This window comes from Erwinia sp. HR93, assembly GCF_034555055.1.
GTDB classification, from domain to species: Bacteria; Pseudomonadota; Gammaproteobacteria; order Enterobacterales; family Enterobacteriaceae; genus Apirhabdus; species Apirhabdus apintestini.
The window spans coordinates 1,927,721-1,950,009 of record NZ_JAXUDP010000001.1 but is presented as its reverse complement, the minus strand read 5'-3'; the positions used below and the strand labels follow the sequence as shown (position 1 = coordinate 1,950,009).

At 53.4% G+C, this 22,289-nt stretch carries 27 protein-coding genes, 1 other RNA gene and 1 pseudogene; 19 read left to right on the top strand and 10 right to left on the bottom strand.

Annotated elements, in window-relative coordinates:
* Positions 1-4: 4 nt before the first annotated feature.
* The 10 genes from SFA31_RS09130 (at position 5) to SFA31_RS09085 (ending at position 4,542) form a co-directional block, all read left to right on the top strand.
* On the top strand, positions 5-1,171 hold the full coding sequence (locus SFA31_RS09130) for an ExeA family protein (protein ID WP_322837692.1): 1,167 nt from the start codon (positions 5-7) through the stop codon (positions 1,169-1,171).
* A gap of 2 nt (positions 1,172-1,173) precedes the next feature.
* Positions 1,174-1,443 carry a hypothetical protein gene (locus SFA31_RS09125; protein ID WP_023214064.1) on the top strand — a complete coding sequence of 90 codons (270 nt, stop codon included), beginning with the start codon at positions 1,174-1,176 and terminating at the stop codon, positions 1,441-1,443.
* Positions 1,444-1,460: 17 nt separating this feature from the next.
* Positions 1,461-2,072 carry a DUF3164 family protein gene (locus SFA31_RS09120; RefSeq protein ID WP_023214065.1) on the top strand — a complete coding sequence of 204 codons (612 nt, stop codon included), beginning with the start codon at positions 1,461-1,463 and terminating at the stop codon, positions 2,070-2,072.
* A 79-nt stretch (positions 2,073-2,151) separates the two neighbouring features.
* The gene (locus SFA31_RS09115; protein ID WP_023214066.1) at positions 2,152-2,340 is read left to right on the top strand and encodes a hypothetical protein; all 189 of its coding nucleotides are present in this window, start codon (positions 2,152-2,154) and stop codon (positions 2,338-2,340) included.
* Complete coding sequence (locus SFA31_RS09110) at positions 2,337-2,633, top strand: hypothetical protein (protein ID WP_322837691.1); 297 nt, start codon at positions 2,337-2,339, stop codon at positions 2,631-2,633. The genes SFA31_RS09115 and SFA31_RS09110 overlap by 4 nt, the downstream gene beginning before the upstream one ends.
* Positions 2,620-3,309 (top strand): DUF2786 domain-containing protein, encoded by a 690-nt coding sequence (locus SFA31_RS09105; protein WP_322837690.1) that lies wholly within the window; start codon positions 2,620-2,622, stop codon positions 3,307-3,309. Before SFA31_RS09110 ends, SFA31_RS09105 begins: the two co-directional genes overlap by 14 nt.
* Positions 3,306-3,533, top strand: a complete 228-nt coding sequence (locus SFA31_RS09100; protein ID WP_057060307.1) for a hypothetical protein — start codon at positions 3,306-3,308, stop codon at positions 3,531-3,533. Before SFA31_RS09105 ends, SFA31_RS09100 begins: the two co-directional genes overlap by 4 nt.
* On the top strand, positions 3,523-3,738 hold the full coding sequence (locus SFA31_RS09095; RefSeq protein ID WP_322837689.1) for a hypothetical protein: 216 nt from the start codon (positions 3,523-3,525) through the stop codon (positions 3,736-3,738). Before SFA31_RS09100 ends, SFA31_RS09095 begins: the two co-directional genes overlap by 11 nt.
* Positions 3,728-4,156, top strand: coding sequence for a regulatory protein GemA (locus SFA31_RS09090; protein ID WP_322837688.1), 429 nt, complete (start codon positions 3,728-3,730; stop codon positions 4,154-4,156). Before SFA31_RS09095 ends, SFA31_RS09090 begins: the two co-directional genes overlap by 11 nt.
* Positions 4,153-4,542 (top strand): Mor transcription activator family protein, encoded by a 390-nt coding sequence (locus tag SFA31_RS09085; RefSeq protein WP_226321157.1) that lies wholly within the window; start codon positions 4,153-4,155, stop codon positions 4,540-4,542. The genes SFA31_RS09090 and SFA31_RS09085 overlap by 4 nt, the downstream gene beginning before the upstream one ends.
* Positions 4,543-5,140: 598 nt before the next feature.
* On the opposite strand, the gene ubiI is transcribed toward SFA31_RS09085, so the two are convergent.
* The 4 genes from ubiI to SFA31_RS09065 are packed head-to-tail and all read right to left on the bottom strand — an operon-like array spanning position 5,141 to position 9,449.
* Positions 5,141-6,343, bottom strand: a complete 1,203-nt coding sequence (gene ubiI / locus SFA31_RS09080; RefSeq protein WP_322837687.1) for an FAD-dependent 2-octaprenylphenol hydroxylase — start codon at positions 6,341-6,343, stop codon at positions 5,141-5,143.
* A gap of 13 nt (positions 6,344-6,356) precedes the next feature.
* Entirely contained in the window at positions 6,357-7,535 is a 1,179-nt protein-coding gene (ubiH, locus tag SFA31_RS09075) for a 2-octaprenyl-6-methoxyphenyl hydroxylase (RefSeq protein ID WP_322837686.1), read from the bottom strand.
* Positions 7,532-8,845 carry a Xaa-Pro aminopeptidase gene (pepP, locus tag SFA31_RS09070; protein ID WP_322837685.1) on the bottom strand — a complete coding sequence of 438 codons (1,314 nt, stop codon included), beginning with the start codon at positions 8,843-8,845 and terminating at the stop codon, positions 7,532-7,534. The genes ubiH and pepP overlap by 4 nt, the downstream gene beginning before the upstream one ends.
* Before the next feature lie 25 nt (positions 8,846-8,870).
* On the bottom strand, positions 8,871-9,449 hold the full coding sequence (locus tag SFA31_RS09065; protein WP_322837684.1) for a YecA family protein: 579 nt from the start codon (positions 9,447-9,449) through the stop codon (positions 8,871-8,873).
* 166 nt (positions 9,450-9,615) lie between these two features.
* On the opposite strand from SFA31_RS09065, the gene zapA reads away from it, so the two are divergent.
* From zapA to SFA31_RS09050, 3 genes are all read left to right on the top strand, one after another.
* Positions 9,616-9,945 (top strand): cell division protein ZapA, encoded by a 330-nt coding sequence (gene zapA, locus SFA31_RS09060; RefSeq protein WP_322837683.1) that lies wholly within the window; start codon positions 9,616-9,618, stop codon positions 9,943-9,945.
* A gap of 42 nt (positions 9,946-9,987) precedes the next feature.
* Positions 9,988-10,171, top strand: a non-coding RNA gene (gene ssrS / locus SFA31_RS09055) — 6S RNA.
* 96 nt (positions 10,172-10,267) lie between these two features.
* Positions 10,268-10,864 carry a 5-formyltetrahydrofolate cyclo-ligase gene (locus SFA31_RS09050; RefSeq protein ID WP_322837682.1) on the top strand — a complete coding sequence of 199 codons (597 nt, stop codon included), beginning with the start codon at positions 10,268-10,270 and terminating at the stop codon, positions 10,862-10,864.
* On the opposite strand, the gene SFA31_RS09045 is transcribed toward SFA31_RS09050, so the two are convergent.
* Positions 10,827-11,738: a LysR family transcriptional regulator gene (locus SFA31_RS09045; protein ID WP_322837681.1), complete on the bottom strand. Its 912-nt coding sequence runs from the start codon at positions 11,736-11,738 to the stop codon at positions 10,827-10,829. The genes SFA31_RS09050 and SFA31_RS09045 overlap by 38 nt on opposite strands.
* 135 nt (positions 11,739-11,873) lie before the next feature.
* Here SFA31_RS09045 and SFA31_RS09040 point away from each other — a divergent pair, with 135 nt between their 5' ends.
* Positions 11,874-12,311, top strand: a complete 438-nt coding sequence (locus SFA31_RS09040; protein ID WP_322837680.1) for a PACE efflux transporter — start codon at positions 11,874-11,876, stop codon at positions 12,309-12,311.
* Between the two features lie 72 nt (positions 12,312-12,383).
* Here the strand turns inward: SFA31_RS09040 and SFA31_RS09035 are convergent, their stop codons facing one another.
* Entirely contained in the window at positions 12,384-12,932 is a 549-nt protein-coding gene (locus SFA31_RS09035; protein WP_322837679.1) for an XRE family transcriptional regulator, read from the bottom strand.
* A gap of 99 nt (positions 12,933-13,031) precedes the next feature.
* On the opposite strand from SFA31_RS09035, the gene SFA31_RS09030 reads away from it, so the two are divergent.
* Both SFA31_RS09030 and SFA31_RS09025 read left to right on the top strand, forming a co-directional pair.
* Complete coding sequence (locus SFA31_RS09030; RefSeq protein WP_322837678.1) at positions 13,032-13,697, top strand: AzlC family ABC transporter permease; 666 nt, start codon at positions 13,032-13,034, stop codon at positions 13,695-13,697.
* A complete protein-coding gene (locus SFA31_RS09025; protein WP_322837677.1) occupies positions 13,694-14,017 on the top strand; it encodes an AzlD domain-containing protein in 324 nt (107 codons plus the stop codon). The genes SFA31_RS09030 and SFA31_RS09025 overlap by 4 nt, the downstream gene beginning before the upstream one ends.
* Positions 14,018-14,247: 230 nt before the next feature.
* On the opposite strand, the gene serA is transcribed toward SFA31_RS09025, so the two are convergent.
* Positions 14,248-15,486: a phosphoglycerate dehydrogenase gene (gene serA / locus SFA31_RS09020; protein ID WP_322837676.1), complete on the bottom strand. Its 1,239-nt coding sequence runs from the start codon at positions 15,484-15,486 to the stop codon at positions 14,248-14,250.
* A 284-nt stretch (positions 15,487-15,770) separates the two neighbouring features.
* Positions 15,771-16,430: a ribose-5-phosphate isomerase RpiA gene (gene rpiA, locus SFA31_RS09015; RefSeq protein WP_322837675.1), complete on the bottom strand. Its 660-nt coding sequence runs from the start codon at positions 16,428-16,430 to the stop codon at positions 15,771-15,773.
* Positions 16,431-16,597: 167 nt separating this feature from the next.
* Between rpiA and argP the strand changes: the two genes are divergently transcribed.
* The 3 genes and pseudogenes from argP to SFA31_RS09000 all read left to right on the top strand — a co-directional run.
* Positions 16,598-17,491, top strand: coding sequence for a DNA-binding transcriptional regulator ArgP (gene argP, locus SFA31_RS09010; protein WP_322837674.1), 894 nt, complete (start codon positions 16,598-16,600; stop codon positions 17,489-17,491).
* Positions 17,492-18,271: 780 nt separating this feature from the next.
* Positions 18,272-19,678, top strand: coding sequence for a glucose/sorbosone family PQQ-dependent dehydrogenase (locus SFA31_RS09005; RefSeq protein WP_322837673.1), 1,407 nt, complete (start codon positions 18,272-18,274; stop codon positions 19,676-19,678).
* A gap of 101 nt (positions 19,679-19,779) precedes the next feature.
* Positions 19,780-21,318 (top strand): annotated as a pseudogene (locus SFA31_RS09000) (TonB-dependent receptor domain-containing protein); the annotation flags it as partial.
* Between the two features lie 73 nt (positions 21,319-21,391).
* Here SFA31_RS09000 and SFA31_RS08995 read toward each other — a convergent pair.
* Together SFA31_RS08995 and SFA31_RS08990 are read right to left on the bottom strand one after the other, a co-directional pair.
* Entirely contained in the window at positions 21,392-22,108 is a 717-nt protein-coding gene (locus SFA31_RS08995) for a protein mom (RefSeq protein WP_322837672.1), read from the bottom strand.
* Positions 22,068-22,244, bottom strand: coding sequence for a Com family DNA-binding transcriptional regulator (locus SFA31_RS08990; protein ID WP_322837671.1), 177 nt, complete (start codon positions 22,242-22,244; stop codon positions 22,068-22,070). Before SFA31_RS08990 ends, SFA31_RS08995 begins: the two co-directional genes overlap by 41 nt.
* Between the last annotated feature and the right edge of the window lie 45 nt (positions 22,245-22,289).

The following is a 22,289-nucleotide window of genomic DNA, read 5'->3' as shown; positions in this document are numbered from 1 at the left end:
AAACATGCTGGTACTGAAGCAACAACTGAAAGAGGCCCGCATCCCGCAGGCGGTGGTGGCAAGAGCCGTCGCCGTTTCCGAGGCCACGCTGGCCCAGATTGTGAACCATAACGAGTGGCCCCGCACCAGCCCGGAGGCGGTGCGCCAGCGTCTGGCGTCCTGGCTGGAAAGTCAGGGGATTGATACAGCGAAGAGTTTTGATGCTGTACAGGGCGCAGCCACGCCCCGTACAGCGGGTACTACCGATAAAACCAACCTCAGCGAGGCAGAGAACATGTTACTCAAAAAGCAGGTGTTATTTCCAGCAACCAAAAAAGCGTTTGGCCTTTTCCGTGACCCGTTCGCCGATGAGGCCATGCAGGGCGCGGACGATGTGTTCACCACGCCGGATATCCGCTACGTGCGTGAGGCACTGTTCCAGACCGCCCACCATGGGGGCTTTCTGGCGGTTATCGGTGAGTCCGGCGCGGGTAAATCCACGCTGCGCCGCGACCTGATTGAACGCGTCAACCGCGAGAACGCGCCGGTGATTGTTATCGAGCCATACATCATCGCCATGGAAGACAACGACGTGAAGGGCAAAACTCTGAAGGCAGCGGCTATCGCCGAAGCCATTATCAGCACCATCGCGCCGCTGGAGAGTATCAAGCGCAGCCAGGATGCCCGCTTCCGCCAGTTGCACCGCGTCCTGAAGGACAGCAGCCAGGCGGGCTTCAGCCACGTTCTGGTGATTGAGGAAGCACACAGTTTGCCCATTCCGACCCTGAAACACCTCAAACGCTTCTTTGAGCTGGAATCGGGCTTCAAAAAACTGCTGTCCATCGTGCTGATTGGCCAGCCTGAGCTGGCGGACAAACTGTCCGAACGCAACATGGAAGTCCGTGAGGTCGTCCAGCGCTGCGAGGTTGTTGAACTGCTGCCGCTGGACAACAGCCTGGAAGAGTTTCTGGCGTTCAAGCTGCAACGTGCCGGTAAGCAGCTGGCCGACATCATGGACGCCAGCGCAGTGGAAACCATCCGCGCTCGCCTGAGCAATCTGGGCAGTAACCGTAAAAGCATGGTCAGCCTGCTGTATCCGCTGGCCGTCAGTAACCTGGTGATAGCTGCCATGAATCTGGCCGCTGAAATCGGGGTTCCGCAGGTCAACGCCGACGTCGTCAAGGGGGTTTAATTATGAAATCCATCGCCGATATCAATCAACAGATGAGTAAGGTGCAGTCCGCCATTATGGCGCTCAACGCCATGAACACTACCGTGCAGAGCGTCATGATTGCGGGCAGTAAGCCGGTTATCCGTATCGCCCGCAACGGGCACTGTGCCCGCCTGCTGGAGCAGGGCAAAGCGAGTTATACCCATGTTGGTCATGACGGCTCAGGGCGCTTTCGTCAGGGCGTCTTTGAACTGCATGGCTGCCGTATTACCTGGTCAGAGTCATTACATTAACCATAAGGTGAACAGAGATGAGCGAAGTAAATAAAGAAGACTACATGAAAGACCGCAAGGGGCGTCTGGTGCCGGTTGACCAAGTGTCTGACTATGACCTTGCGATGGATTCTTTCGTTAAAGAACAGGTTGCCGCTGCGAAGGTTAAACACGACGAACTCAGCGACTTCAAGCGTCGAGCCTTTGACGAGTGCTATGCCTGGCTTGACCTTGTGGCCGAGAAGTACGGCAGAACGCGCGGCGGTGCCAAAGGCAACGTGACCTTCAGCAGCTTCGACGGTGCCCAGCAGATCACCATCCGCGTGCAGGAAACCCTGACCTTCGGGCCAGAACTGCAGATTGCCAAAGACCTGATAGACGAGTGCGTCACCGAGTGGTCGGAAGGCGCGAACGCCAACCTGCGGGCCATCATCAGCGATGCTTTTCAGGTGGACAAAGAGGGTCAGCTTAACACCGGGCGTATTCTTTCTCTGCGCCGGGTCAAGATTCAGGACGAGCGCTGGAACCGGGCAATGGAGGCCATATCAGAATCACTGCAGGTGGCCATGTCCAAAACTTATATTAATTTCCGGGAGAAAGATAAACACGGGAAGCTAATTAATATTCCGTTAGATATCGCTGCCATTTAATTTTAATTCAATTTCTTTTTTATTTCGGCGTCAGCGCCGTGGGCTTCTGCACGCCGAAAACAGCATTGAGGAATAAATCATGTCCATCAAATGTTCCAATTGTAAGAAAGGTATCACCACTCTGAAGTTCAGCGACGCCAGCGTCATTACCTCTGGCAAATACCATGTTCCAGCCGTCCTCATCACGCTGGTATGCCCGCACTGCAGCCAGCATTACTACACCGAAGTCCCGGCCATGGAGTTCATCCCCTGCGAGGCAAAACAATGAAAGGCATGAAATTATATAACCGTTCGACGATCTACAATCTGGCCCTGAAAACCTTTGGCCCTGAAGCACAGGCGCTGAAGCTAATTGAAGAAGCCGCTGAACTGGCCGCTGCTGCCGCCCGCAACATGAACGGACTGGGCAATGAAGTTGATCTGGCTGCTGAACTGGCTGACGTTGAAATTATGATTGAACAGTTCCGCCTCAACGGGATGGGCCTGATGATTGACTTTCATAAGCAGAAAAAGCTGGAACGTCTTGCCGAACGCATGGGGGTGACTTATGCCGCAGAATAATGAAAAGCTGCTGGAGAAGTTAAAAAAGCTGCTGGCGCTGGCTAAATCCGACAACCCTCATGAAGCTACACTGGCCCTGCAACGCGCCCAGAAACTGATGCAGGCCTCTAACATCACCCAGGCTGAACTCGCACTCAGTGATATTGATGAAAGCGTCAGTCACTACTGGGCTGCAGGTAGCGTTAATCCGCCGCGTTATATGCTGGGTCTGCTGGATATTATCCAGGTGGCATTTGGCGTTAAGTCTATTATTCACTCCGGCTTTAAACCCAGCGTTGGCTTTTACGGTAATAAAGACCGGGTTGAACTGGCCTCATATACATGGGAGGTACTGGCCAGACAGTTAATCATGGCCCGTAAAAACTATATCCGGCAGCAGAATAAAAGGATCAAAAACACGACCAAGACCAGCCGTGGTGACAAATTTGCCGAAGGCTGGGTTCTGGCCGTGCGCAGCGAGGTTCATTTATTTGCTATGTCCCGCGAAGAACGTGAGCTGGCAAGCCTCTGGCTTGAACAAAAATATCCTGATTCAGGAACAACCTCTGGCCGCAAAGCCGGTAAATCCCGTGACGCGGACATGTCCCGCCACATCGGTTACAGAGAAGGGGAAAACGTCCGCCTGCATCAGCCTGTCAGCGGGCAGGAACAGCATAAACTGAGGGCTGAAAGATGATGTTATCGCGTAAGAAGAAAGCACCGAACCCTTGTCGTACAGCTGCTAAATATCTTTTTGCTCGCGCTTTTTTTAAGAACGTAAGGCCCGGCATTCAAATTGGCGTTATTGCTGGACGAGAGCAGGTTAAAAATTACATGTCAGGTGCATGGTGGAATAACGATCCGGTTACTACAGCCCGTAACATTCATATTAACTGGGGTGGGATTCATTATGATGGCTGAATCAATTGTATGTGCCCGGTTCTGGTATGGTTTCGTGGGGTGGTGTACCGCTGAACTGCACCGCCGTTCAGGATTTTACTCACGTTACAGCGGTGCCGGACACTGGATCAGTTGGGCCGTTATGTTCCTGTGCTGGCCTGTCGCGCTTCCTTTATATGTCGACTATATCGGTGGCGCAGGTAAAAGGAGTGGCGATGATGACTAAGCAGCGTCTTATTCAACTCATTCATATTGCCCGCAGCGACCTCCAGATGGATGAGGACACCTACCGCCAGATGCTACAGGGGCTGACCGGCAAAGCCTCAACCAAAGGGATGGATACCCCACAGCTAAACCGTGTGCTGGAATCCATGAAAAAGAAAGGCTTTCACATTAAGCCTGCTGGGAAAGCCAGGTTCGGTTTACCGCTGGATAGCCATCCGCAGTCAAAGAAAATCCGTGCGTTATGGCTTGAAATGGCTGCTGCAGGCATCGTCCGTGACAGTTCAGAGCAGGCGTTGGCGCTTTGGGTTCAGCGGGAAACTGGCATCAGCGCGTTACGCTGGCTCAGCAATGAGCAGGCAAGTAGCGTTATTGAGAAACTGAAGAAGTGGCAGCGCAGAGCTGCGGGAGTGAAGCAATGAGCGACCTGAATCAGTTTCGTAGTAAAGGGCCGGAACTGTTGGTGGAACTGGCACAGCACACTTCTGAGACCGTCCGCGAGATTATTGATATCGAACCCGCAGTTGCCGACCAGATTGGTCAGGCTGTCGCGAACCGTATGATGCAGGTCTGGGGTGGGCAAAACGTCTATTTTCCGATGGGCATGGTCTGGAAGGTCAGCCAGCGCGACCGGGAAATCTTCCTGGAGTTTGACGGACGCAACCATCACGAACTGGCCCGCAAATTCGGTGTTTCGCTACAGTGGGTTTACAGCGTGGTGAAGCGGGTCAGAAAAGAAGAACTGGATCGGATGCAGGGCAAACTGTTTGATGGTGAACCCGATGTCGATACGGGGAAAAAGGAGTAACATCTGCAATCAGGCTGGCGCGAGTTCTATTTTTTTCGGGCCGGTCTGATTTTCACATACTGAAACGTTATTGCATATCCCATCCAGTCTCTTCCCATGTTGACCCAGTTCTTCCCATAATTATCTCACTTATTCCCTGTCATTTATATCAAGTCTAATCACTTAACAGCAAAACCCGGACACTGGCATCCGGCTGATAAGCGCTGAAACAACCTAAAGCGCAAGCGTCAATAATGCGCCAGCGCGCACTACGGCAAAAATCGCATTGACGCAAACGTTATCTTCCCCTGAACTTAACACCGAATCAGGCGCCAAACCACCCAATGCCCGGGAGTTATCACATTAGCTACACTCAGGCTGAGCTTCCCGTACTCCTGGCGTAAGGCTACTTTCACGGCGTCAAACAGCGGGCATAATCGCGTAAATTCCCAGCAAAAAACCGGAATAAGATAACAATTTCGATAAAAACAGAAACAAATTCACTACATGAACGTAAACGCTGAGATGAATAAAAATAATGCGAAAATGACGGTAAGATTAGAATATTTCAATAATGCAGAATATTGCGCCTCTGAAAGAACAGAGGCGCAAAGAGTAGTTAGCGTAACCAGTCTGGAAGGTCGTGCACGCCCATGGCCTGGCGAATAAGCCGTAGCTTAACGCCCGGCAAGGTGTCGGCCAATTTCAGGCCGATATCGCGCATCAATTTTTTAGCCGGATGGCTGCCTGCAAACAGCTCCCGAAATCCCTGCATCCCCGCCAGCATTAACGCGGCGCTATGCTTACGGCGCCGCTCATAGCGCCGCAAATATAAATGCTGTCCAATATCTTTGCCTTGCGTATGTAAGCGTCTAATCTCTGCAATAAGCTCCGCCGCATCCATAAAACCCAGATTCACGCCCTGCCCGGCCAGTGGATGAATAGTGTGCGCCGCGTCGCCAAGGAGCGCCACGCGATGCCCGGCAAACTGACGAGCGTATCGGCCAGTTAGCGGGAAGGTTTGACGGTCACTCTCAACGTGGCACAGCCCGAGGCGCATATCAAAAGCGGCTGACAGCGCCCGGTTAAACGCGTCCGGTTCTGTCTGCCGCATCTGCTCTGCCTCATTCGGTGCCAGTGACCAGACGATTGAGCAGAGGTGAGGGTCACATAGCGGGAGAAAAGCAAGGATGCCGTCACCGTGAAACACCTGCCGCGCCACGCCCTGATGCGCTTCAGCCGTGCGTACCGTGGCAATTAGCGCATGGTGACCGTAATCCCATGTTGTTAGCGGAATATCCGCTCGCTGGCGCAGCCAGGAGTGCGCGCCATCGGCACCAACCACCAAACGTGCGGTTAACATTGCCCCATCATCCAGCGTCAGAAAGGCCTCATTTTCACCCCAGGCGATTTGTTGAATGCTAACCGGTGCGGCCAGCGAAATACCGTCGCACGATAGCGCTTTTTCCCACAGCGCCTGATGGATAACCGCGTTCTCGATGATATGCCCTAACCGGTTAAACCCCAGCCGACTGCCATCGAACGCGATGCGCCCAAAACTGTCGCGATCCCACACTTCCATGCTGTGATAGGGGCTAAGGCGCAGCGCTTCTATTTTCTCCCATGCGCCAACCCGGCGCAGCAGCGCCTCGCTGGCACCGTTAATCGCAGAGACCCGCAGCTTAGGCGGCTCCTGAAGATTGAATGATTCAGGGCTTTGCTGTTCCAGCACCGTCACGCGTAGGCCACTGCCCTGCAGCCCGCAGGCTAACGCCAGCCCTACCATGCCGCCGCCAACAATAGCCACATCAACGTTTTGCACTTTGCCTCTCCTGTTAACGCGCGACCCAGCCGAGGGTGCGGTATGCCAGCGCGTCGCGCGCTGGCCCAATCAAATCTATCGCCATTAACCCTGCGTTACGTCCAATAACCAGCGGCCACCCGCGATTAGCAAAAAGCTGGACCAGCCCATCGGTCACGCCGATAGTTGCGGCTTTATCCGGCGCGCGCCTGGTTTGCCAGGCGGATAATGTCGCCCAATTGCCGGGATCGGCACCGTCGCGCCACGCCTGCGCCACGGATTCCGCCAGGGACATGACATCGCGCATGCCCAGGTTAAACCCCTGCCCTGCGATAGGATGCAGGGTTTGAGCCGCATTGCCCACCAGCGCCAGCCGGTGGGTGGCGGTACGCACAGCGCGCGTGAGCGTCAGCGGATAGCCTGCACGCTTACCCGCCTGGAGAATGCGCCCGAGACGCCAGCCAAACGCACGCTGTAATTCATCGCAAAACTGTGCGTCATCCCAGGCTAACACCTTTTCGCCGTCGCTTAGCGGGTGGCACCATACCAGCGAGCAGCGATTATTCGACATGGGCAGCATCGCCAGCGGACCGTGTTCGGTAAAACGCTCCCACGCCCGACCGCCGTGAGGGAGTTGGGTCACCACATTCGCAATAATGGCGGTTTGGTGATAAGCCTGCCGCTGCCAGCGAATGCCGCAGGCGGCAGCCTGCGGAGACTGCGCGCCGTTTGCAGCCACTAACAGGCTCCCGGTTAGCGTGTTTCCGCTTTCAAGCTCAACGGAAACCTGTGTTTGGGTTCTGGACACTTCGCGAACGCGATCCGGGCAGTGTAGAGTCACGCCCGGCGCCTGGCGCAAAAGTTTAAATAAACGCAGCCCAATCTCATGCAATTCAACGACATGACCTAAAGCCGGGATGTGATAATCGCTCGCACTGAGCGTAACGGCTCCCGCATGCCCGCAATCGCTCACATAAACCGTATTGATAGGAGTTGCACAGTTTGCCAGCGCGCCCCAGATACCGATGGCCGCCAGCTGCTCGCACGTCCCTTGCGCCAACGCGATAGCCCGAGCATCAAAACCCGGATGATCTGCCGCCGCGGGCGCAACGGCTTCAACCAAATGCACCGGCAGTTGCCCATTGGTCAGAGAGGAAATCGCCAGCGCCAGCGTTGCGCCTGCCATCCCTCCGCCGATAATAATAATGCTCATGGACGCGCCGCCGCCATAAGCGCTTCGATATCTTCAGCGCGTTTTACGACACCCGCCGTAAGGTTTTCGTTGCCGCTATCAGTAATGACAATATCGTCTTCGATACGGATCCCAATACCGCGATATTCCAGCGGCACGTCAGCGTCCGGCGCGATGTATAATCCTGGCTCTATCGTCAGCACCATGCCAGGCTCCAGCGCGCGCGAACGATCGGGGCCATAGTTTCCGACATCATGCACATCGAGCCCCAGCCAGTGACTTAAACCGTGCATAAAGAAAGGGCGATGGGCATTGTCAGCAATTAACTGTTCTTCTTCGCCATGCAAAATACCCAGCTTGCACAGGCCGTGTACCATGATGCGCACTACTTCCTGCGTCACCGCTTGAATGGAAGTGCCGGGGCGATAAAGCGCCAGCGCTTTTTCCAGCGAAGCCAGCACGATGTCGTAAATAGCGCGCTGAGGCGCGGTGAATTTCCCGTCAACCGGGAAAGTGCGGGTGATATCGCCGGCGTAGCCCTGATATTCACAGCCCGCATCTATTAGCACCAGCTCACCGGCGCGTAGTTCGCTTTCATTTTCCGTATAATGAAGAATGCAACCGTTATCTCCGCTGCCGACTATCGTGTTATATGAGGGAAAACGCGCCCCGTGGCGGTTGAATTCATAATGGATCTCCCCCTCAAGATGATATTCAAACAGGCCCGGACGGCAGGCCTGCATTGCCCGCGTGTGCGCCAGCGCGCTAATTTCTCCCGCGCGCCGCAAAATGGCGATTTCTTCCGGCGACTTAATCAGCCGCATTTCATGCACCCAGGGGCGCCAGTCTGTTAGCGTCGCGGGAGCCACCAAATTTTGCCGCGTTCCTGCCCGCAGTTTTTCCAGCGCCGCGAAAACCAGCTTATCCGCACACTCATAAAGCCCTTGGGCGTGATAAATGACATCCAGCCCGTTGAGTAGCGGCCAAAGCTGCGCATTAATCTCACTCCACGCCAGCGCACGATCCACGGCCAGTTTTTCCGGGGCGGCATCTTGCCCTAACCGACGCCCAAACCAGACTTCGGCGTTCTTATCGCGAACCCGGTTAAACAGCACGGTATGGCTGTGGTTTTCATCTTTTTTAATCAATACCAGCAGCGCCTCAGGCTCGTTGAAGCCAGTGAAGTACCAAAAATCGCTATTTTGCCGGTAGGGGTATTCACTGTCGGCACTGCGCACCGCCTCGGGAGCGGCAAAAATCAGCGCGGCGCTGGCAGGTGCCATTTGCGCTAACAGCGCGCGGCGGCGGCGAAGAAACTCTTGCTGTGTCATGGCACCTCCTGAGTCTGGCAATCAATTAATGTAACGTAGGTTTTCTCACCTCCGGGGCCGTGGGCGCCGGGCGGGTAAACATTTCATGACACAGAAGCGCCGCGACGCGCACATATTCGGCAACCTCCTCCAGCGACATTTCCAGCTCTTCCTGATCTTCATCTTCGTCATACCCAAGCTGAGCGATGTTGCGTAGGTCATCAATAGCTTCCCCCGCATCGCCGGTCACGGCGTCCAGCTTCGGTTGCATCACGCCAAGCCCCAGCAGGAAATGGTTTACCCACCCCGCAAGCGCATCAGCGCGCGCAAATATACCGGCGTCTTCATTTGGCAAAAAAAGTTGAAACAGAAAACCATCATCGTCCAGCGCATCGCTCGCTACGGCATGCATTTGCTGCAGGGCATCCGAAAGGTTTTTGCTAAACGCCAGACCTTCATTCGTCAAATCATGCAACAGCGCCTGCCAGCTGCTATCCGCGCTGCCACCGCAGAGCATACCGCTGATAAGGCCGTGCATTTCCGCAGGCGTTAAACCCACGCCCTGTTGGCTGAGAAGTTGACCGACAGCGTCGTAGCTGGGCATCGTGTTGTTCTGTATAGACATGCGCATTCGTCATCGTTGGGAGGAAGAGTTCATGTTATGCTACCATCATGAACCCCGGAGATACCAGAAAAGGGCTTGTATCTTCATTTTAGGGTGGCTATAGTGGCGCCCCTTCGCAGCCAGGAGCGGCGGTGAAAGGCTGGCGAATTAACAGCAGGAAGGTGGTATGTCTGCACAACCAGTCGATATCCAGATATTTGGGCGCTCTTTGCGGGTAAATTGCCCGCCAGAACAGCGCGAGGCGTTGAATAACGCAGCGCAGGCGCTTGAACAACGGTTGCAAGAGCTTAAAGTCCGAACCCGAGTCACAAATACAGAACAGCTTGTTTTCATCGCGGCGCTCAATGTTTGCTATGAGCTGGAGCAAGAAAAAGAGAAAACCAGCGACTATGCCGCCAGCATGGAACAGCGCATTCGTCTGCTTCAACAAAGCATCGAACAGGCGCTTCTGGAGCAAGGGCGTACCCCCGAAAGAATGGGTGCGAAGTTTGAATAACGCTTCAGGGTCAGCTATGGTAAAATGACCGTGAAGGAAAAAATTTCTCTGAGATGTTCGTCTGCGGGCCAGTCCCCTGAGCCGATATTTCAAACCACAAGAATGTGACGCTCTGCAGCCGGTGTGCATGCCCGGTTCGTCCGGGAAGCCTGAAGGCTGCGACGAAGCATTCACCTTGAACCACGGGTTCAAGGGTTACAGCCTGCGACGGCATCTCGGAGATTCCTCACGTATAACAGCGTTCAATCTGCATTCTTTGCGCCGCAGCCATCTTAGCTCTAGCACTCCCCATGAACAGCTTAATATCGCCTCAAGACGGCTTATGATAACCCCCAATAGACTCCAGCCACGCCGGCATATACGCCACACTATCAGGCAACGCAGGCGCTTGCTTACCGATGAAGTACAGCGTAGTGAAGCTCAGCGCGCCGCCAGCCGGGCGCTCACTTTTACGCCGCTGGCAACTGCGCAGCGGGTTGCTTTATTTCTCTCTGTTGATGGCGAAATCGACACACAGCCGTTAATCAAAGCGCTATGGCAGCAGGAACGGGAGCTTTTTTTGCCGGTATTACATCCTTTCAGTCACGGGCAGCTTCTGTTTTTACGCTATACCCCAACCACAGCGCTGATTATAAATCGATTTCAAATTCCAGAACCTCCGCTTGATGTGCGCACGGTCTTGCCCCTTGCACAACTAGACGCTCTGATTGTCCCGCTGGTCGCTTTTGACGCACAGGGGCAGCGGCTGGGCATGGGAGGCGGCTTTTACGATCGCACTTTAATGCACTGGCAGCGCTATAATTTTACTCCCATAGGGTACGCTCATGATTGCCAGCAAGTGGGCACATTGCCCGCTGAACGTTGGGATATTCCACTCCCCGCTATTGTGACACCATCTCGTCTGTGGCGCTGGCCGTAGGGCTCATTAGTGTAACCAGTGACTGAGCCGCTTTTTGCAGCGGCTGATGTTTGCGCCAAATGAGATGTACCGGCAACCGTAAAGCATTTTCTGTATTACGAAAGGTTAAACGTACCAGTGATTTTTCCTCCAGCAAGGGCGTTACGACCGACGAGGGGAAATTGCCCCATCCCAGACCAGCACTCACCATTTCCAGCGCCATTGAAAAACTATTGGTGTACCAGCAGTCCTGGGCTACCTGAGGGCGAACATCAGCTAACGGCCGCTCTCGGCTGGCGACGGCTATCTGGCGAACATTAATCAAATCTTCCAGATAGCGCGGCGACTGTGTCAGGCTTAACGCAGGATGGTGCGCAGCAAGCACAGCGATAAGAGAATCTTCAGCAACCCACTGAAATTGGGTGTGGGAATCCACCTGCAAACCTCCCCACGCCAGACACAGACTGACCCGCCCTTCCAACAGCAAATGCAGCGCGTCATCCTGCGGTACCCGGATGATTTCAATTTCCAGCTGTGGCCAACGCAAGCTTATCTGTCGCGCGGCGTCCAGCAGCGCCTCACTATTAATATCCGATACCAGGGCAATGGATAATTTGCTTTCCAGCCCCTGGGAGAGTTCCAGCGCGTGAACCTGCAGTGCATTCAAACGATCCGCAACCAGCCGCGCGTGCGGTGCCAGCGCCAGCGCGCGTGCGGTTGGCACCGGCTCTCTGCGGCTACGATCAAAGAGCGCAAAGCCCAGTTCGGCTTCCATATTCGCAATCGCCATACTTACCGCCGAGGGTACGCGACGCAGGGCGCGCGCTGCCGCAGAAAACGAGCCATGTTCAAGCACCGCGAGAAACAGCTGAATATTTTCACCAGAGAGATGCATGCGATCGCTTATCCTGTCAATTTTATTGATAGCTCCTGACTTTTTCTGTCAGGTGTACTGACGTTATCCTAGTGCTTTACTTACCCGCCGTCACGTAATCGCAGGCGTTTTGAGAGATGAAGAATAAGGAGAAGCATGCAGGGGATTAAACGTAAGCTGGTCTACGTCACTGCCTATGAATTGACGGGAATGGCTATTTCAGCGCTCGGGCTGGCGCTGCTTTCCGGCAATACACCGTCGACTACCGGGCCGCTGTCGGTGATTATCACCACCATCGCCGTATGCTGGAATCTGATTTACAACACTCTATTTGAACTATGGGAAAGCCGGCAGCCGTCCCGTACACGCACCATTCGCCGTCGTATTATCCACGCCGTGGGCTTTCAATTGACTCTCATTGTCTACCTGATCCCGCTCATCGCATGGTGGATGAACGTATCACTGGTTCAGGCGTTTCTACTGGATGTAGCGCTTATCATCATTATTCCTTGCTATACCTTTGTGTATAACTGGGCTTTTGACAAAATTTTCGGCGTGCCAGCCTCCGCGATGCCAGTGCAAGAAAACGCCTGACCAGGTTTTCACTCACGGCGGCCTGGTTTTGGGCTGTTGCAAGGCTGGCACACTTCACTAAGCCCCCAGCCGCTAATTTTGCTCCGCGACTAGCAGCGCGTAAGTATCCGGCTCCAGCGCCTTAAATAGATGCTCCCGATCGGCGGGATAACACATATAATCGCCCGGTCCCAGTTCTACGGGGGATTCCGTCAGCCCGACCAGTGCGCGCCCCTGAGTCACTACGATATGTTCTACCGACCCGGGCGGATGCGGCAGCGAAAGGCGATCCGCACCTGGCTGCGTTATCAGTAAATAAATATCGCGACGCGCTCCCGGCGGGCAGCTCGCTAATAATATCGCCTGATAATTGGCGTATTCAGCCGCCATGTTAATTCCTTCCCCGCGCCGGATAACCTGGGTGCTATTCTCCACCGGCTCCAGCAGCCTGGCGAAAGGGATATTTAACGCCACGCATAATGCCCACAGCGTTTCAAGGCTCGGATTCCCCTGCCCAGACTCCAATAGCGATAATGTCGACTTCCCAATTCCCGCGCGCCTGGCCACCTCGGCCAAAGAAAATCCTGCACGCTCACGCTCGCGCGTCAGGCTGCGCGCCACGGCCATCATCGGCTGTTTCATAATTAGTTACCGTTTGCTATTAAAACGAATAGTTATGCTTGATGAGCATATTGTAATCGTTCATTATAATAGACATTTCGTCCATTTAGTGAAACGCTCATGTCACATTCGTCCCATCTTCGGTTGCCGGCGGACACTTACAAGGCCATTTTTCTTGTGTGCTTTGCCGTAGGTATCGTCGGCCTGTCCTACGGCTCGCTTGCTATGGCCTATGGCTTTCCACAATGGTTGCCGCTCATTTTGTCGCTGGTTGTGCTGGCCGGTACCTCAGAGTTTATGTTCATCGCCATCATCGCCAGCGGCGGAAGCCCTATCGCCGCCGCGCTTGCCGGTTTACTGGTGAATGCGCGCCATTTCCCATTCGGTATCGCCGTGCGCGAACTCGTGGGCTCGGGGCTGAAGGCAGTGGTAGGCAGCCATATTATGAATGACGAAAGCGTCGTTTTTGGGTTATCGCAGAATACGCCGGAAAAACGCCGCGTCGCCTACTGGCTCTGCGGTATCGGCGTCGCTATTTTCTGGCCGATTGGCACCCTGGTGGGTACCACCATCGGTCGCTATCTTCCTTCGCCGGAAACCATTGGTCTGGACGCTGTTTTCCCCGCTCTGCTACTGGCGCTGGTAGTCCCGGCCCTAAAAAATCGTCTGACACTCTCTCGCGCCTCTGCCGGCGCCGCACTATCGCTTATCGCCGTGCCTTTAACTCCTCCCGGCGTTCCCATCCTGCTTTCACTGTTCGGTACTTTAGTGAGGAGAAAATCATGACCTCCGTTCCTGTCGTCATAGGCGGCATCATTATGCTATCTGTCGGAACCTGGCTAATGCGCTTTGCTGGCGCGCGTTTAGGCAACCGGTTACCCCTTACTGAGCGCCATAAAATGTTACTTAACGACGCGGCGACTACGCTGCTATTTTCCGCCGCGCTGGCCGCCACTTTTTATGAAGACACGCATTTTTCGGGTGTCGCACGCGTCGCTGGCGTTTTGGTCGGGATAGTATTGGCCTGGCGCAAAGCCCCACTAATGGTCGTTCTGGTATGCGCTGCGCTGGTCACCGCAGGGCTGCGCTTCGCAGGGGTTACCTGAGCGCAGGTATCAGTTACGGCTGGTTTTTTTGGCCTGCGCCTTTTTACGTGATAGTGCCAGAATGTGTACAGCCACCGCGTTTTCCAGCCAGAAGAACTCTCTTAAGAAATTAATGAATCGAGAAGAGCAGCGAAAATAACGCATCCCCCAGTCGCTGTCCTTACCGTGTGGACAGCCATGACGCGCCAGACATGCTCCTGGCAATGCGCCATGGCGTTCATCGCAGTAGATTAATAAAACATACGGGCGCGTATTGTTCCCGGTATCGCTTTCATCGCCTGAAGCGCGTCGTTGGCGATATGCTCCGGCGCATCAATATCAATAACCACATAGCCAATATGCGGCGTGGTTTGTAAATACTGCCCGGCAATATTGACCCCTTTTTCAGCAAAAATCTGGTTAATCGCCGTCAGAATACCGGGGCGGTTTTCGTGGATGTGCAGCAAACGGCTGACATGCTGACTGTGATGCGGCAAAGATACTTCGGGGAAGTTTACCGCGGATAATGTCGAGCCGTTATCAGAGTATTTAATCAGCTTACCGGCAACCTCTAGCCCAATATTCTCCTGCGCCTCCTGCGTGGAGCCGCCAATATGCGGCGTTAATAGAACGTTATCAAACTCACACAGCGGTGAAGTAAAAGGATCGCTATTGGTGGCCGGTTCTGTCGGGAAGACATCGACCGCAGCGCCGGCAAGGTGCTGGCGCGCCAGCGCATCGCACAGCGCAGGAATATCTACCACCGTACCGCGAGAAGCGTTGATCAGGAGCGAGCCTGGCTTCATTAGCGCCAGCGCGGCAGCATCAATCATATTTTTAGTACTGTCGTTTTCCGGCACGTGCAGACTCACGACATCGCTCATATTCAGCAAATCAGATAAATGCTGTACCTGCGTCGCATTGCCTAACGGCAGTTTATTTTCGATGTCGTAGAAGAAAACGTGCATGCCCAGCGCCTCTGCCAGGATGCCAAGCTGAGTACCAATATGTCCATAGCCAATAATGCCCAGCTTTTTACCACGCGCTTCATAGCAGCCTGCTGCCTGCTTATTCCATTCGCCCCGATGCGCGCGGGCATTTGCCGCAGGTACGCCGCGCAGCAGCAGCAATAATTCGCCAATAACCAGCTCTGCTACCGAGCGCGTATTGGAAAATGGCGCATTGAATACCGGAACCCCGCGCTTCGCCGCTGCGGTTAAATCGACCTGATTGGTCCCGATACAAAAGCAGCCAACGGCCACCAGTTTCTGCGCTGCCGTGAAAATCTCCTCGGTTAAGTGAGTACGGGAACGCAGACCGATGAAATGCGCATCGCGCACGGCGGCCTTCAGTGCATCGGTATCCAGCGCGCCTTTGTAATATTCAATATTGGTATAGCCTGCAGCTTTAAGGCTATCGAGCGCTTTTTGATGCACGCCCTCAACCAGCAGGAATTTTATTTTCTCTTTTTCCAGCGATACTTTTGCCATTTCCCTACCCTGTTCTTTACGTCATGTTGTTGTGTCTGGACGCGATGCCGCATCTCGTATTAGATCAACATATCAAAATTTGCGTGTCCGGCAATACGCAGCGCTTACAGGTCTGTGTGGCGCAGGGATCGTGCAAAAATAAAAATCAGGACAAAACGCCAGACTCCGGAAAAATAACAGGAGAAAACTAAAGCAAACAGAACAGGTGTGATAGATGTCACTAAAAAAACGCAGAGGAAATTTTTAAACTGACCCGGAAAGCCATTATTCCAGGCCAGTGGGTTTTATCCGACGAGGGTCTCAACGCCTTCCGGAGTGCCAATCAGCGCAATATCCGCACCGCGTCTTGCGAACAGCCCAACGGTGACAACGCCAGGAATAGCGTTAATCGTATCTTCCAACGCAGCGGGATCGAGAATACTCAGACCGTGAACGTCCAGAATAACGTTCCCGTTATCGGTAACCACGCCCTGCCGATATTCCGGCTGACCACCAAGAGCCGCGAGGCGCCGTGCCACCGCGCTGCGGGCCATTGGGATAACTTCCACAGGCAATGGGAAAGCGCCCAAAATATCGACTTTCTTGGACGCATCGGCAATACATACAAAGGTTTTTGCGACGGAAGCGACGATTTTTTCTCGGGTCAGCGCCGCGCCGCCGCCTTTGATCATCTGCATACGCGCATTTATTTCATCGGCACCATCGACGTACACCCCAATCTCATCAATATTATTAAGGTCGAAGACCGGAATACCCAGCGCCGTTAGCTTTGCCGTAGATGCATCTGAGCTGGAAACCGCGCCTTCGATTTGGTGTTTCATCGTCGCTAACGCATCAATAAAGTGCGCGGCCGTTGAGCCAGTGCCAACGCCTACGATAGTGCCTGGCTCCACATATTTTAGCGCCGCCCAGCCGACCGCTTTTTTCAATTCATCCTGTGTCATGATTGTTTGCCTGTGAAGAGAGATGTGCCGCGCATTATAAAGCATCTCTCTTTATAAAGCGGCGATCCGAATACGATTATCGCCAGACTGATTCAGCGACGAAAGCTGTAACTCCCTAAAGTTTATGTCATAGTGCTACTCATGAGAAAAAAGGAGCCTTCGACTCAATGAAACGCCCGGACTACAGAACGTTACAAGCGCTGGACGCCGTGATACGCGAACGCGGCTTTGAGCGCGCCGCTCAAAAGCTGTGCATTACGCAATCAGCGGTATCACAGCGAATCAAGCAACTGGAAAATATGTTCGGGCAGCCCCTGTTAGTCAGAAGCGTCCCACCGCGCCCCACGGAACAGGGGCAAAAATTATTGGCGCTTTTACGGCAGGTTGAGTTGCTGGAAGAAGAGTGGCTCGGCGACGAGCAAACCGGTTCGACCCCGCTGCTATTGTCACTCGCAGTCAACGCCGATAGCCTGGCGACTTGGCTGTTACCGGCGCTGGCACCGGTGCTGGCCAATTCGCCGATTCGCCTGAATTTGCAGGTCGAAGATGAAACTCGCACTCAGGAACGCCTGCGGCGCGGCGAGGTGGTCGGCGCAGTCAGTATTCAGCCCCAGGCGCTGCCCAGTTGCCTTGTAGATAAACTCGGCGCGCTGGATTATCTGTTTGTTGGCTCGAAAAGTTTTGCCGATCGCTATTTTCCCCGGGGCGTCACGCGCTCCGCGCTGCTAAAAGCGCCCGCCGTGGCCTTCGACCACCTGGACGATATGCACCAGGCGTTCCTGCAGCAAAATTTTGATCTTCCGCCGGGAAGCGTGCCATGCCACATCGTCAATTCATCCGAAGCATTCGTACAACTGGCGCGCCAGGGGACAACGTGCTGCATGATCCCCCATCTGCAAATTGAAAAAGAGCTGGCCTGTGGTGAGCTTATCGATTTGACGCCAGGCCTCTTTCAGCGCCGTATGCTGTACTGGCATCGTTTTGCGCCGGAAAGCCGAATGATGCGCCACGTTACTGATGCGCTCATCGCATATGGGCACCGCGTTCTGCGCCAGGATTAGATAAACCCGCCGACCGGGGCCGCGACATTTCTCGGAAGCGCCGCTCTGGCAACGCTCCACCTATCTCATCGCGCTTCCTGTTACCCGCCCCACCCATAACGCATTAAACTGCGAATTATTTAGCCCCTATCCAACGTCACAGCGCGTTAAAACGACGCACAAATTTTGTGTCAGCGCTGGTTCCGGCTCACTCTTATCATTAAATTACTAATAATCTCTGAATAAACTATTAATAACTCTTCCACTCATAAATAAGCATTTATTATGTCGTTCAAAAAAGCGCTTTATGTTTAAAAAAATTACCCAAATAAATCGACCAGATTAGACTTGACATGAAATAGTATGAATAATAAATGACTACGCCTAAGGAAAATAAAAATAATGACTTTTTTCATACCACACTTATTCTGATGAATTATCAAATTTATTGATAAAAATCACATTTATTTCAGTTCACTAAACTGACATCCAATTTAAAAATACAATCACCCTACCCTTTTCCCTTACATTATTATCGTTGCGCCTTAATATCACCGAGTTATTTGCCAAGATGGAGCAGGCTATTGATGGCAACAAATTCGCCTCAACACGATAGCGAAAACCCCGTGTTTTAGCCTAACTCATTCATTGCATGATATTCTTGGGCAGTTTTATCCGCCTGAACTACGCTTTCAATGTATGGCATTACCCAATATGAATGTTCCGTACCGTTTCAGCACGGTACATGGAACGGAATCTATTACTAATCAAGGAATATCTCATCGTTTGATGGTGTCTACTATGAAGAAAATAAAACTCTCCGCGCTATCTCTGGCCATCACATTAGTGCCTGGCGTTGCGCTATCCGCTCATGCAGCAGAATCTAAAGCACAGCCTGTCTCTGTAACCACACCGTTTAAATCCAGCGTGCTTACTACCGATCTCGCTTATCCCTGGGATATGGTGTGGGGGCCGGATAACTATATTTGGGTGACAGAGCGTCAGGGAAAACGTATTACACGCATCGACCCTGCTACCGGTAAGAAACAGGTTGCGGCAACGCTTGATGCGGTACATATCGGCCCGCAGCATGAAGGGCTGCTAGGTCTCGCTCTGTCGCCGACGTTTATGCAAAAAGAGGGCGATAATTACGTTTATGCCGCTTATACCTACATGGAAGGCGAGCAAGAACACGCAAAAATCGTGCGTCTGGAATATTCGCCAGACACGCATAAGCTAAGCAATGAAACGACCGTTCTCGCTGGCTTCCCGGCCGGCTCTGACCACAACGGTGGGCGGCTGAGATTTGGGCCGGACGGTAAATTGTACTATTCCATCGGCGAACAGGGCCACAATCAGGGCGCTCACTGGTGTGAAGAAATTCAGGCGCAGCGCACGCCCACTCAGGATGAGCTGGGGAAAAAAGATTATTCGTCTTACGCCGGCAAAGTACTGCGTTTAAATACGGATGGCTCGATACCGGACGATAACCCCACTATCGAAGGCGTAAAAAGCCATGTATTTACCTACGGGCATCGCAACCCGCAGGGGCTGGTCTTTGTGGGTAAAAACTTATATTCCACGGAACAAGGTCCGTCATCCGATGATGAGCTCAATAAACTGGAAGCCGGCGGCAACTACGGCTGGCCGCATGTAGCAGGTTTCCGTGATGACCAGGGCTACGCTTACGCAAATTACTCAAAAGCGGCAAACTGTAAGGCGCTAACCTATGACGCAAATTACATTCCTGATGGCGTTCCGGTACAAAAAGAAACCGACTGGAACGCACCTAATTTCAAAGCCCCGCTCAAAACTTTCTATACCGTTCGCAGCGGCTACAACTTCCGCGACGCACAGTGCGATAAGCTTAGCTACCTGTGCTGGCCTACTATTGCACCTTCCAGCGTCGGTTATTATCCGGCTGACGGGGTTATCAAAGAATGGCGAAACTCGCTGCTGATAACGTCGCTGAAAAACGGTGCGTTATATCGCGTGCCTCTGAATGCGGATCGGCAAGGCGTGCAGGGCGATGAGGCGAAATACTTCCGCAGCGTAAACCGCTATCGTTCAGTATTGGTCAGCCCGGACACGAAAAAAATCTTTATCGCAACCGACCCGGGCGGCAATGCGCTGACGCTTGAGAATACGCCGGCGAAACAGCTAAGCAATCAGGGACAAATTCTGGTCTTTGAATACACGGGTAAATAATTATTCGGCAGGCGTCGCCCGACGCCTGTTTTTTTTCTGAATGACTTACTTATACTCTTCCCTTTTTATGGAATGAATGGCTACAGCGCGGTGAATATTATATGAGGCTATTACTCGTGAGCGCGCCGCTGGCGCTGGGAATCGCGCCGTGCGCGAATGGGGCTTCTACCGTTTCGGAACCAACCATGGTCATCACGGCCACGCCTGAGGAAGCCTTGTCACCCTTAACGTCGCCAGGTTCAGTTAGCACTGTTGATGGCAGCGATCTGCGCACCGCCGCACCGCAAATAAATCTCTCAGAAGGGCTCGCTGCAGTTCCCGGTTTACAGGTTCAAAACCGCCAGAATTACGCACAGGATCTTCAAATCTCAATGCGCGGATTCGGCGCGCGTTCCGCTTTCGGCGTACGCGGTATGCGTATTTATCAGGACGGTATTCCATCTACCATGCCAGATGGACAAAGCCAAATCTCAAACGTAGATTTGAATTCAGTCGACCACATTGAAGTCTTACGCGGCCCCTTTTCCGCGCTCTATGGCAATGCTTCTGGCGGCGTGATTAATATGGTGACCAAAACAGGCCATCGTCCTAATACGCTGGAGACCAGCAGCTATTATGGCAGTTTCGGTAGCTGGCGCAGCGGTATTCAGGCCAGCGGTGCCACGGGTGAAGACGACGCGCCCGGCGTCATGAATTACACCTTATCGACGTCTCGCTTTTCAACCCACGGCTTTCGCGAGCGCAGCAGCGCGCATCGGGATTTAACCAACGCAAAACTCGGCGTCGCTATTGACGATAGCAGCAGCCTGACTTTCACTGTTAATCACGTCAATATTAAAGCCAACGATCCGGGTGGGCTAACGCGCCAGGAGTGGCGGGAAAACCCGCGGCAGGCGCCGCGCGCGCGGCTCTACAATACGCGCAAAACGGTGAAGCAAACCCAGGCCGGGCTGCGCTACCAGCGCGCGCTGACCGACAGCGATGATTTCAGTATTACCGCCTGGGCGGGGCTGCGGGAAACCGTACAATACCAGTCGATCCCCTATTTCGTGCAGCAACGTAGCCGCGGTCATGCGGGCGGTGTTATCGATCTTACCCGGCATTATCAAGGGATAGATACACGCTGGACGCATCGAATATCAGAGGGGCCGCTGCCGGTGACGTTCACGGCAGGGCTGGATTATGAAACCCTGACGGAGCAGCGCAAAGGCTTTGAGAATTTTGTCGAAAATAGCGGCCAATACGCATTAGGGGAAAAAGGGCGCCTACGCCGTAACGAACGCAATTTGATGTGGAACCTCGACCCTTATTTGCAGAGTTCCTGGCAGCTTTCTTCTCGCCTCACGCTGGATGCGGGAGTCCGCTATAGCGCAATTTGGTTTGATGCTAACGACAGGTACATCGTCCCCGGTAACGGCGACGACAGCGGAAGCGCCAGTTACCATCACTGGCTGCCAGCCGCGGCATTAAAATATGCCATTCAGCCGGACTGGAATTTCTATCTTTCAGGAGGTCAGGGTTACGAAACACCAACCATCAACGAGCTCTCCTATCGCAGCGACGGCGCCAGCGGACTCAATTTCGCATTAAAACCATCGACCAGTCGCACGCTGGAAATCGGCAGCAAGAAACGGGTCGGTGTAGCGGTTCACAAAAAGCGCGAACGCGATTCAAAAAAGATGCGACAACCTGAATTGTCGCATTTTAACTGAACTACACCACTACAACCGGTTCAGGTTTCGGGTATGGCTGAACGTGAAATAGCTTCGTGTTTAGTCGCTTTCTTGCTCGCTTATTGATAAATCGGACGTATCTAAACTGCTTAAATTTGTGCACCGTTGCACGCTCTCGGTTAGCCCTCAGATGCCGCCCACGCTGACCTGAGCGATTCACAGCATTCATTGCTATCTCGTGATACCATTCGCCGTCCAGCTCATAAAACTTCGTGTAGTGGCTTCCTACGAATTCAAAATTTGACGCCTGGTAGACGACGCCAGCACGCCCGCAACGCTCATCTGCGAATGATTGTATCCACTGGACAGATGGATGGAGTTGCTTTATCGCCTTTATCGCGTAGCTGATTGCCCGTGACTCAGAGTTGCGAGGCATACAATCGTGTAGCCACATCCGGTTGAGCTCCATATATTCCTTATTGCCCGTTCCCAACACCACACGGCGCCCGCTGCTTGGGTTCATGGCGTAACCGAATTGCAGCACTCCAACCAGATCCCGTCCGGAGAAGACCCCCAGATGCAGGTATGAGTTATTAACGAACCGACCAGAATAGTGCTTTGCGACGACAATAGCCCTTGCCAGCCAGCAGGGGATAGTTTCAACTCTAAGTTCGTGCGAGCCGTAGCCAACGACCTGGCCGTCATACATGATCGGCTCAGGTTTTGTTAGTACGCGTGATTTGTTCTCTTTTCCCACTATTTAGCTCCGTGGGATACTCTGCGGCATTCGAGATTGATATAAGGCGTTTACAGCGTGGACACTTGACTTCAACGCGATTAAAAACACCTTTGAACAGTAGTTTATTGCAGTTCTTACAGCGGATTTCTTGCATTTTTGACCCCCGTTATGACTTAATGGAGGTCATTTTATTTACGCC

What these genes read in the sequence shown, in the direction of transcription:
- SFA31_RS09035 (WP_322837679.1), bottom strand. Translation starts at nt 12,932, where the DNA reads ATGAAACAGCCGATGATGGCCGTGGCGCGCAGCCTGACGCGCGAGCGT.
- SFA31_RS09025 (WP_322837677.1), top strand. Translation starts at nt 13,694, where the DNA reads ATGACCTCCGTTCCTGTCGTCATAGGCGGCATCATTATGCTATCTGTC.
- SFA31_RS09125 (WP_023214064.1), top strand. Translation starts at nt 1,174, where the DNA reads ATGAAATCCATCGCCGATATCAATCAACAGATGAGTAAGGTGCAGTCC.
- SFA31_RS09120 (WP_023214065.1), top strand. Translation starts at nt 1,461, where the DNA reads ATGAGCGAAGTAAATAAAGAAGACTACATGAAAGACCGCAAGGGGCGT.
- rpiA (WP_322837675.1), bottom strand. Translation starts at nt 16,430, where the DNA reads ATGACACAGGATGAATTGAAAAAAGCGGTCGGCTGGGCGGCGCTAAAA.
- SFA31_RS09030 (WP_322837678.1), top strand. Translation starts at nt 13,032, where the DNA reads ATGTCACATTCGTCCCATCTTCGGTTGCCGGCGGACACTTACAAGGCC.
- SFA31_RS09095 (WP_322837689.1), top strand. Translation starts at nt 3,523, where the DNA reads ATGATGGCTGAATCAATTGTATGTGCCCGGTTCTGGTATGGTTTCGTG.
- SFA31_RS09050 (WP_322837682.1), top strand. Translation starts at nt 10,268, where the DNA reads ATGATAACCCCCAATAGACTCCAGCCACGCCGGCATATACGCCACACT.
- serA (WP_322837676.1), bottom strand. Translation starts at nt 15,486, where the DNA reads ATGGCAAAAGTATCGCTGGAAAAAGAGAAAATAAAATTCCTGCTGGTT.
- pepP (WP_322837685.1), bottom strand. Translation starts at nt 8,845, where the DNA reads ATGACACAGCAAGAGTTTCTTCGCCGCCGCCGCGCGCTGTTAGCGCAA.
- SFA31_RS09085 (WP_226321157.1), top strand. Translation starts at nt 4,153, where the DNA reads ATGAGCGACCTGAATCAGTTTCGTAGTAAAGGGCCGGAACTGTTGGTG.
- SFA31_RS08990 (WP_322837671.1), bottom strand. Translation starts at nt 22,244, where the DNA reads ATGCAAGAAATCCGCTGTAAGAACTGCAATAAACTACTGTTCAAAGGT.
- SFA31_RS09130 (WP_322837692.1), top strand. Translation starts at nt 5, where the DNA reads ATGCTGGTACTGAAGCAACAACTGAAAGAGGCCCGCATCCCGCAGGCG.
- SFA31_RS09040 (WP_322837680.1), top strand. Translation starts at nt 11,874, where the DNA reads ATGCAGGGGATTAAACGTAAGCTGGTCTACGTCACTGCCTATGAATTG.
- zapA (WP_322837683.1), top strand. Translation starts at nt 9,616, where the DNA reads ATGTCTGCACAACCAGTCGATATCCAGATATTTGGGCGCTCTTTGCGG.
- SFA31_RS09065 (WP_322837684.1), bottom strand. Translation starts at nt 9,449, where the DNA reads ATGTCTATACAGAACAACACGATGCCCAGCTACGACGCTGTCGGTCAA.
- argP (WP_322837674.1), top strand. Translation starts at nt 16,598, where the DNA reads ATGAAACGCCCGGACTACAGAACGTTACAAGCGCTGGACGCCGTGATA.
- SFA31_RS09105 (WP_322837690.1), top strand. Translation starts at nt 2,620, where the DNA reads ATGCCGCAGAATAATGAAAAGCTGCTGGAGAAGTTAAAAAAGCTGCTG.
- SFA31_RS09005 (WP_322837673.1), top strand. Translation starts at nt 18,272, where the DNA reads ATGAAGAAAATAAAACTCTCCGCGCTATCTCTGGCCATCACATTAGTG.
- SFA31_RS09100 (WP_057060307.1), top strand. Translation starts at nt 3,306, where the DNA reads ATGATGTTATCGCGTAAGAAGAAAGCACCGAACCCTTGTCGTACAGCT.
- SFA31_RS09045 (WP_322837681.1), bottom strand. Translation starts at nt 11,738, where the DNA reads ATGCATCTCTCTGGTGAAAATATTCAGCTGTTTCTCGCGGTGCTTGAA.
- SFA31_RS09110 (WP_322837691.1), top strand. Translation starts at nt 2,337, where the DNA reads ATGAAAGGCATGAAATTATATAACCGTTCGACGATCTACAATCTGGCC.
- SFA31_RS09115 (WP_023214066.1), top strand. Translation starts at nt 2,152, where the DNA reads ATGTCCATCAAATGTTCCAATTGTAAGAAAGGTATCACCACTCTGAAG.
- SFA31_RS09090 (WP_322837688.1), top strand. Translation starts at nt 3,728, where the DNA reads ATGATGACTAAGCAGCGTCTTATTCAACTCATTCATATTGCCCGCAGC.
- ubiH (WP_322837686.1), bottom strand. Translation starts at nt 7,535, where the DNA reads ATGAGCATTATTATTATCGGCGGAGGGATGGCAGGCGCAACGCTGGCG.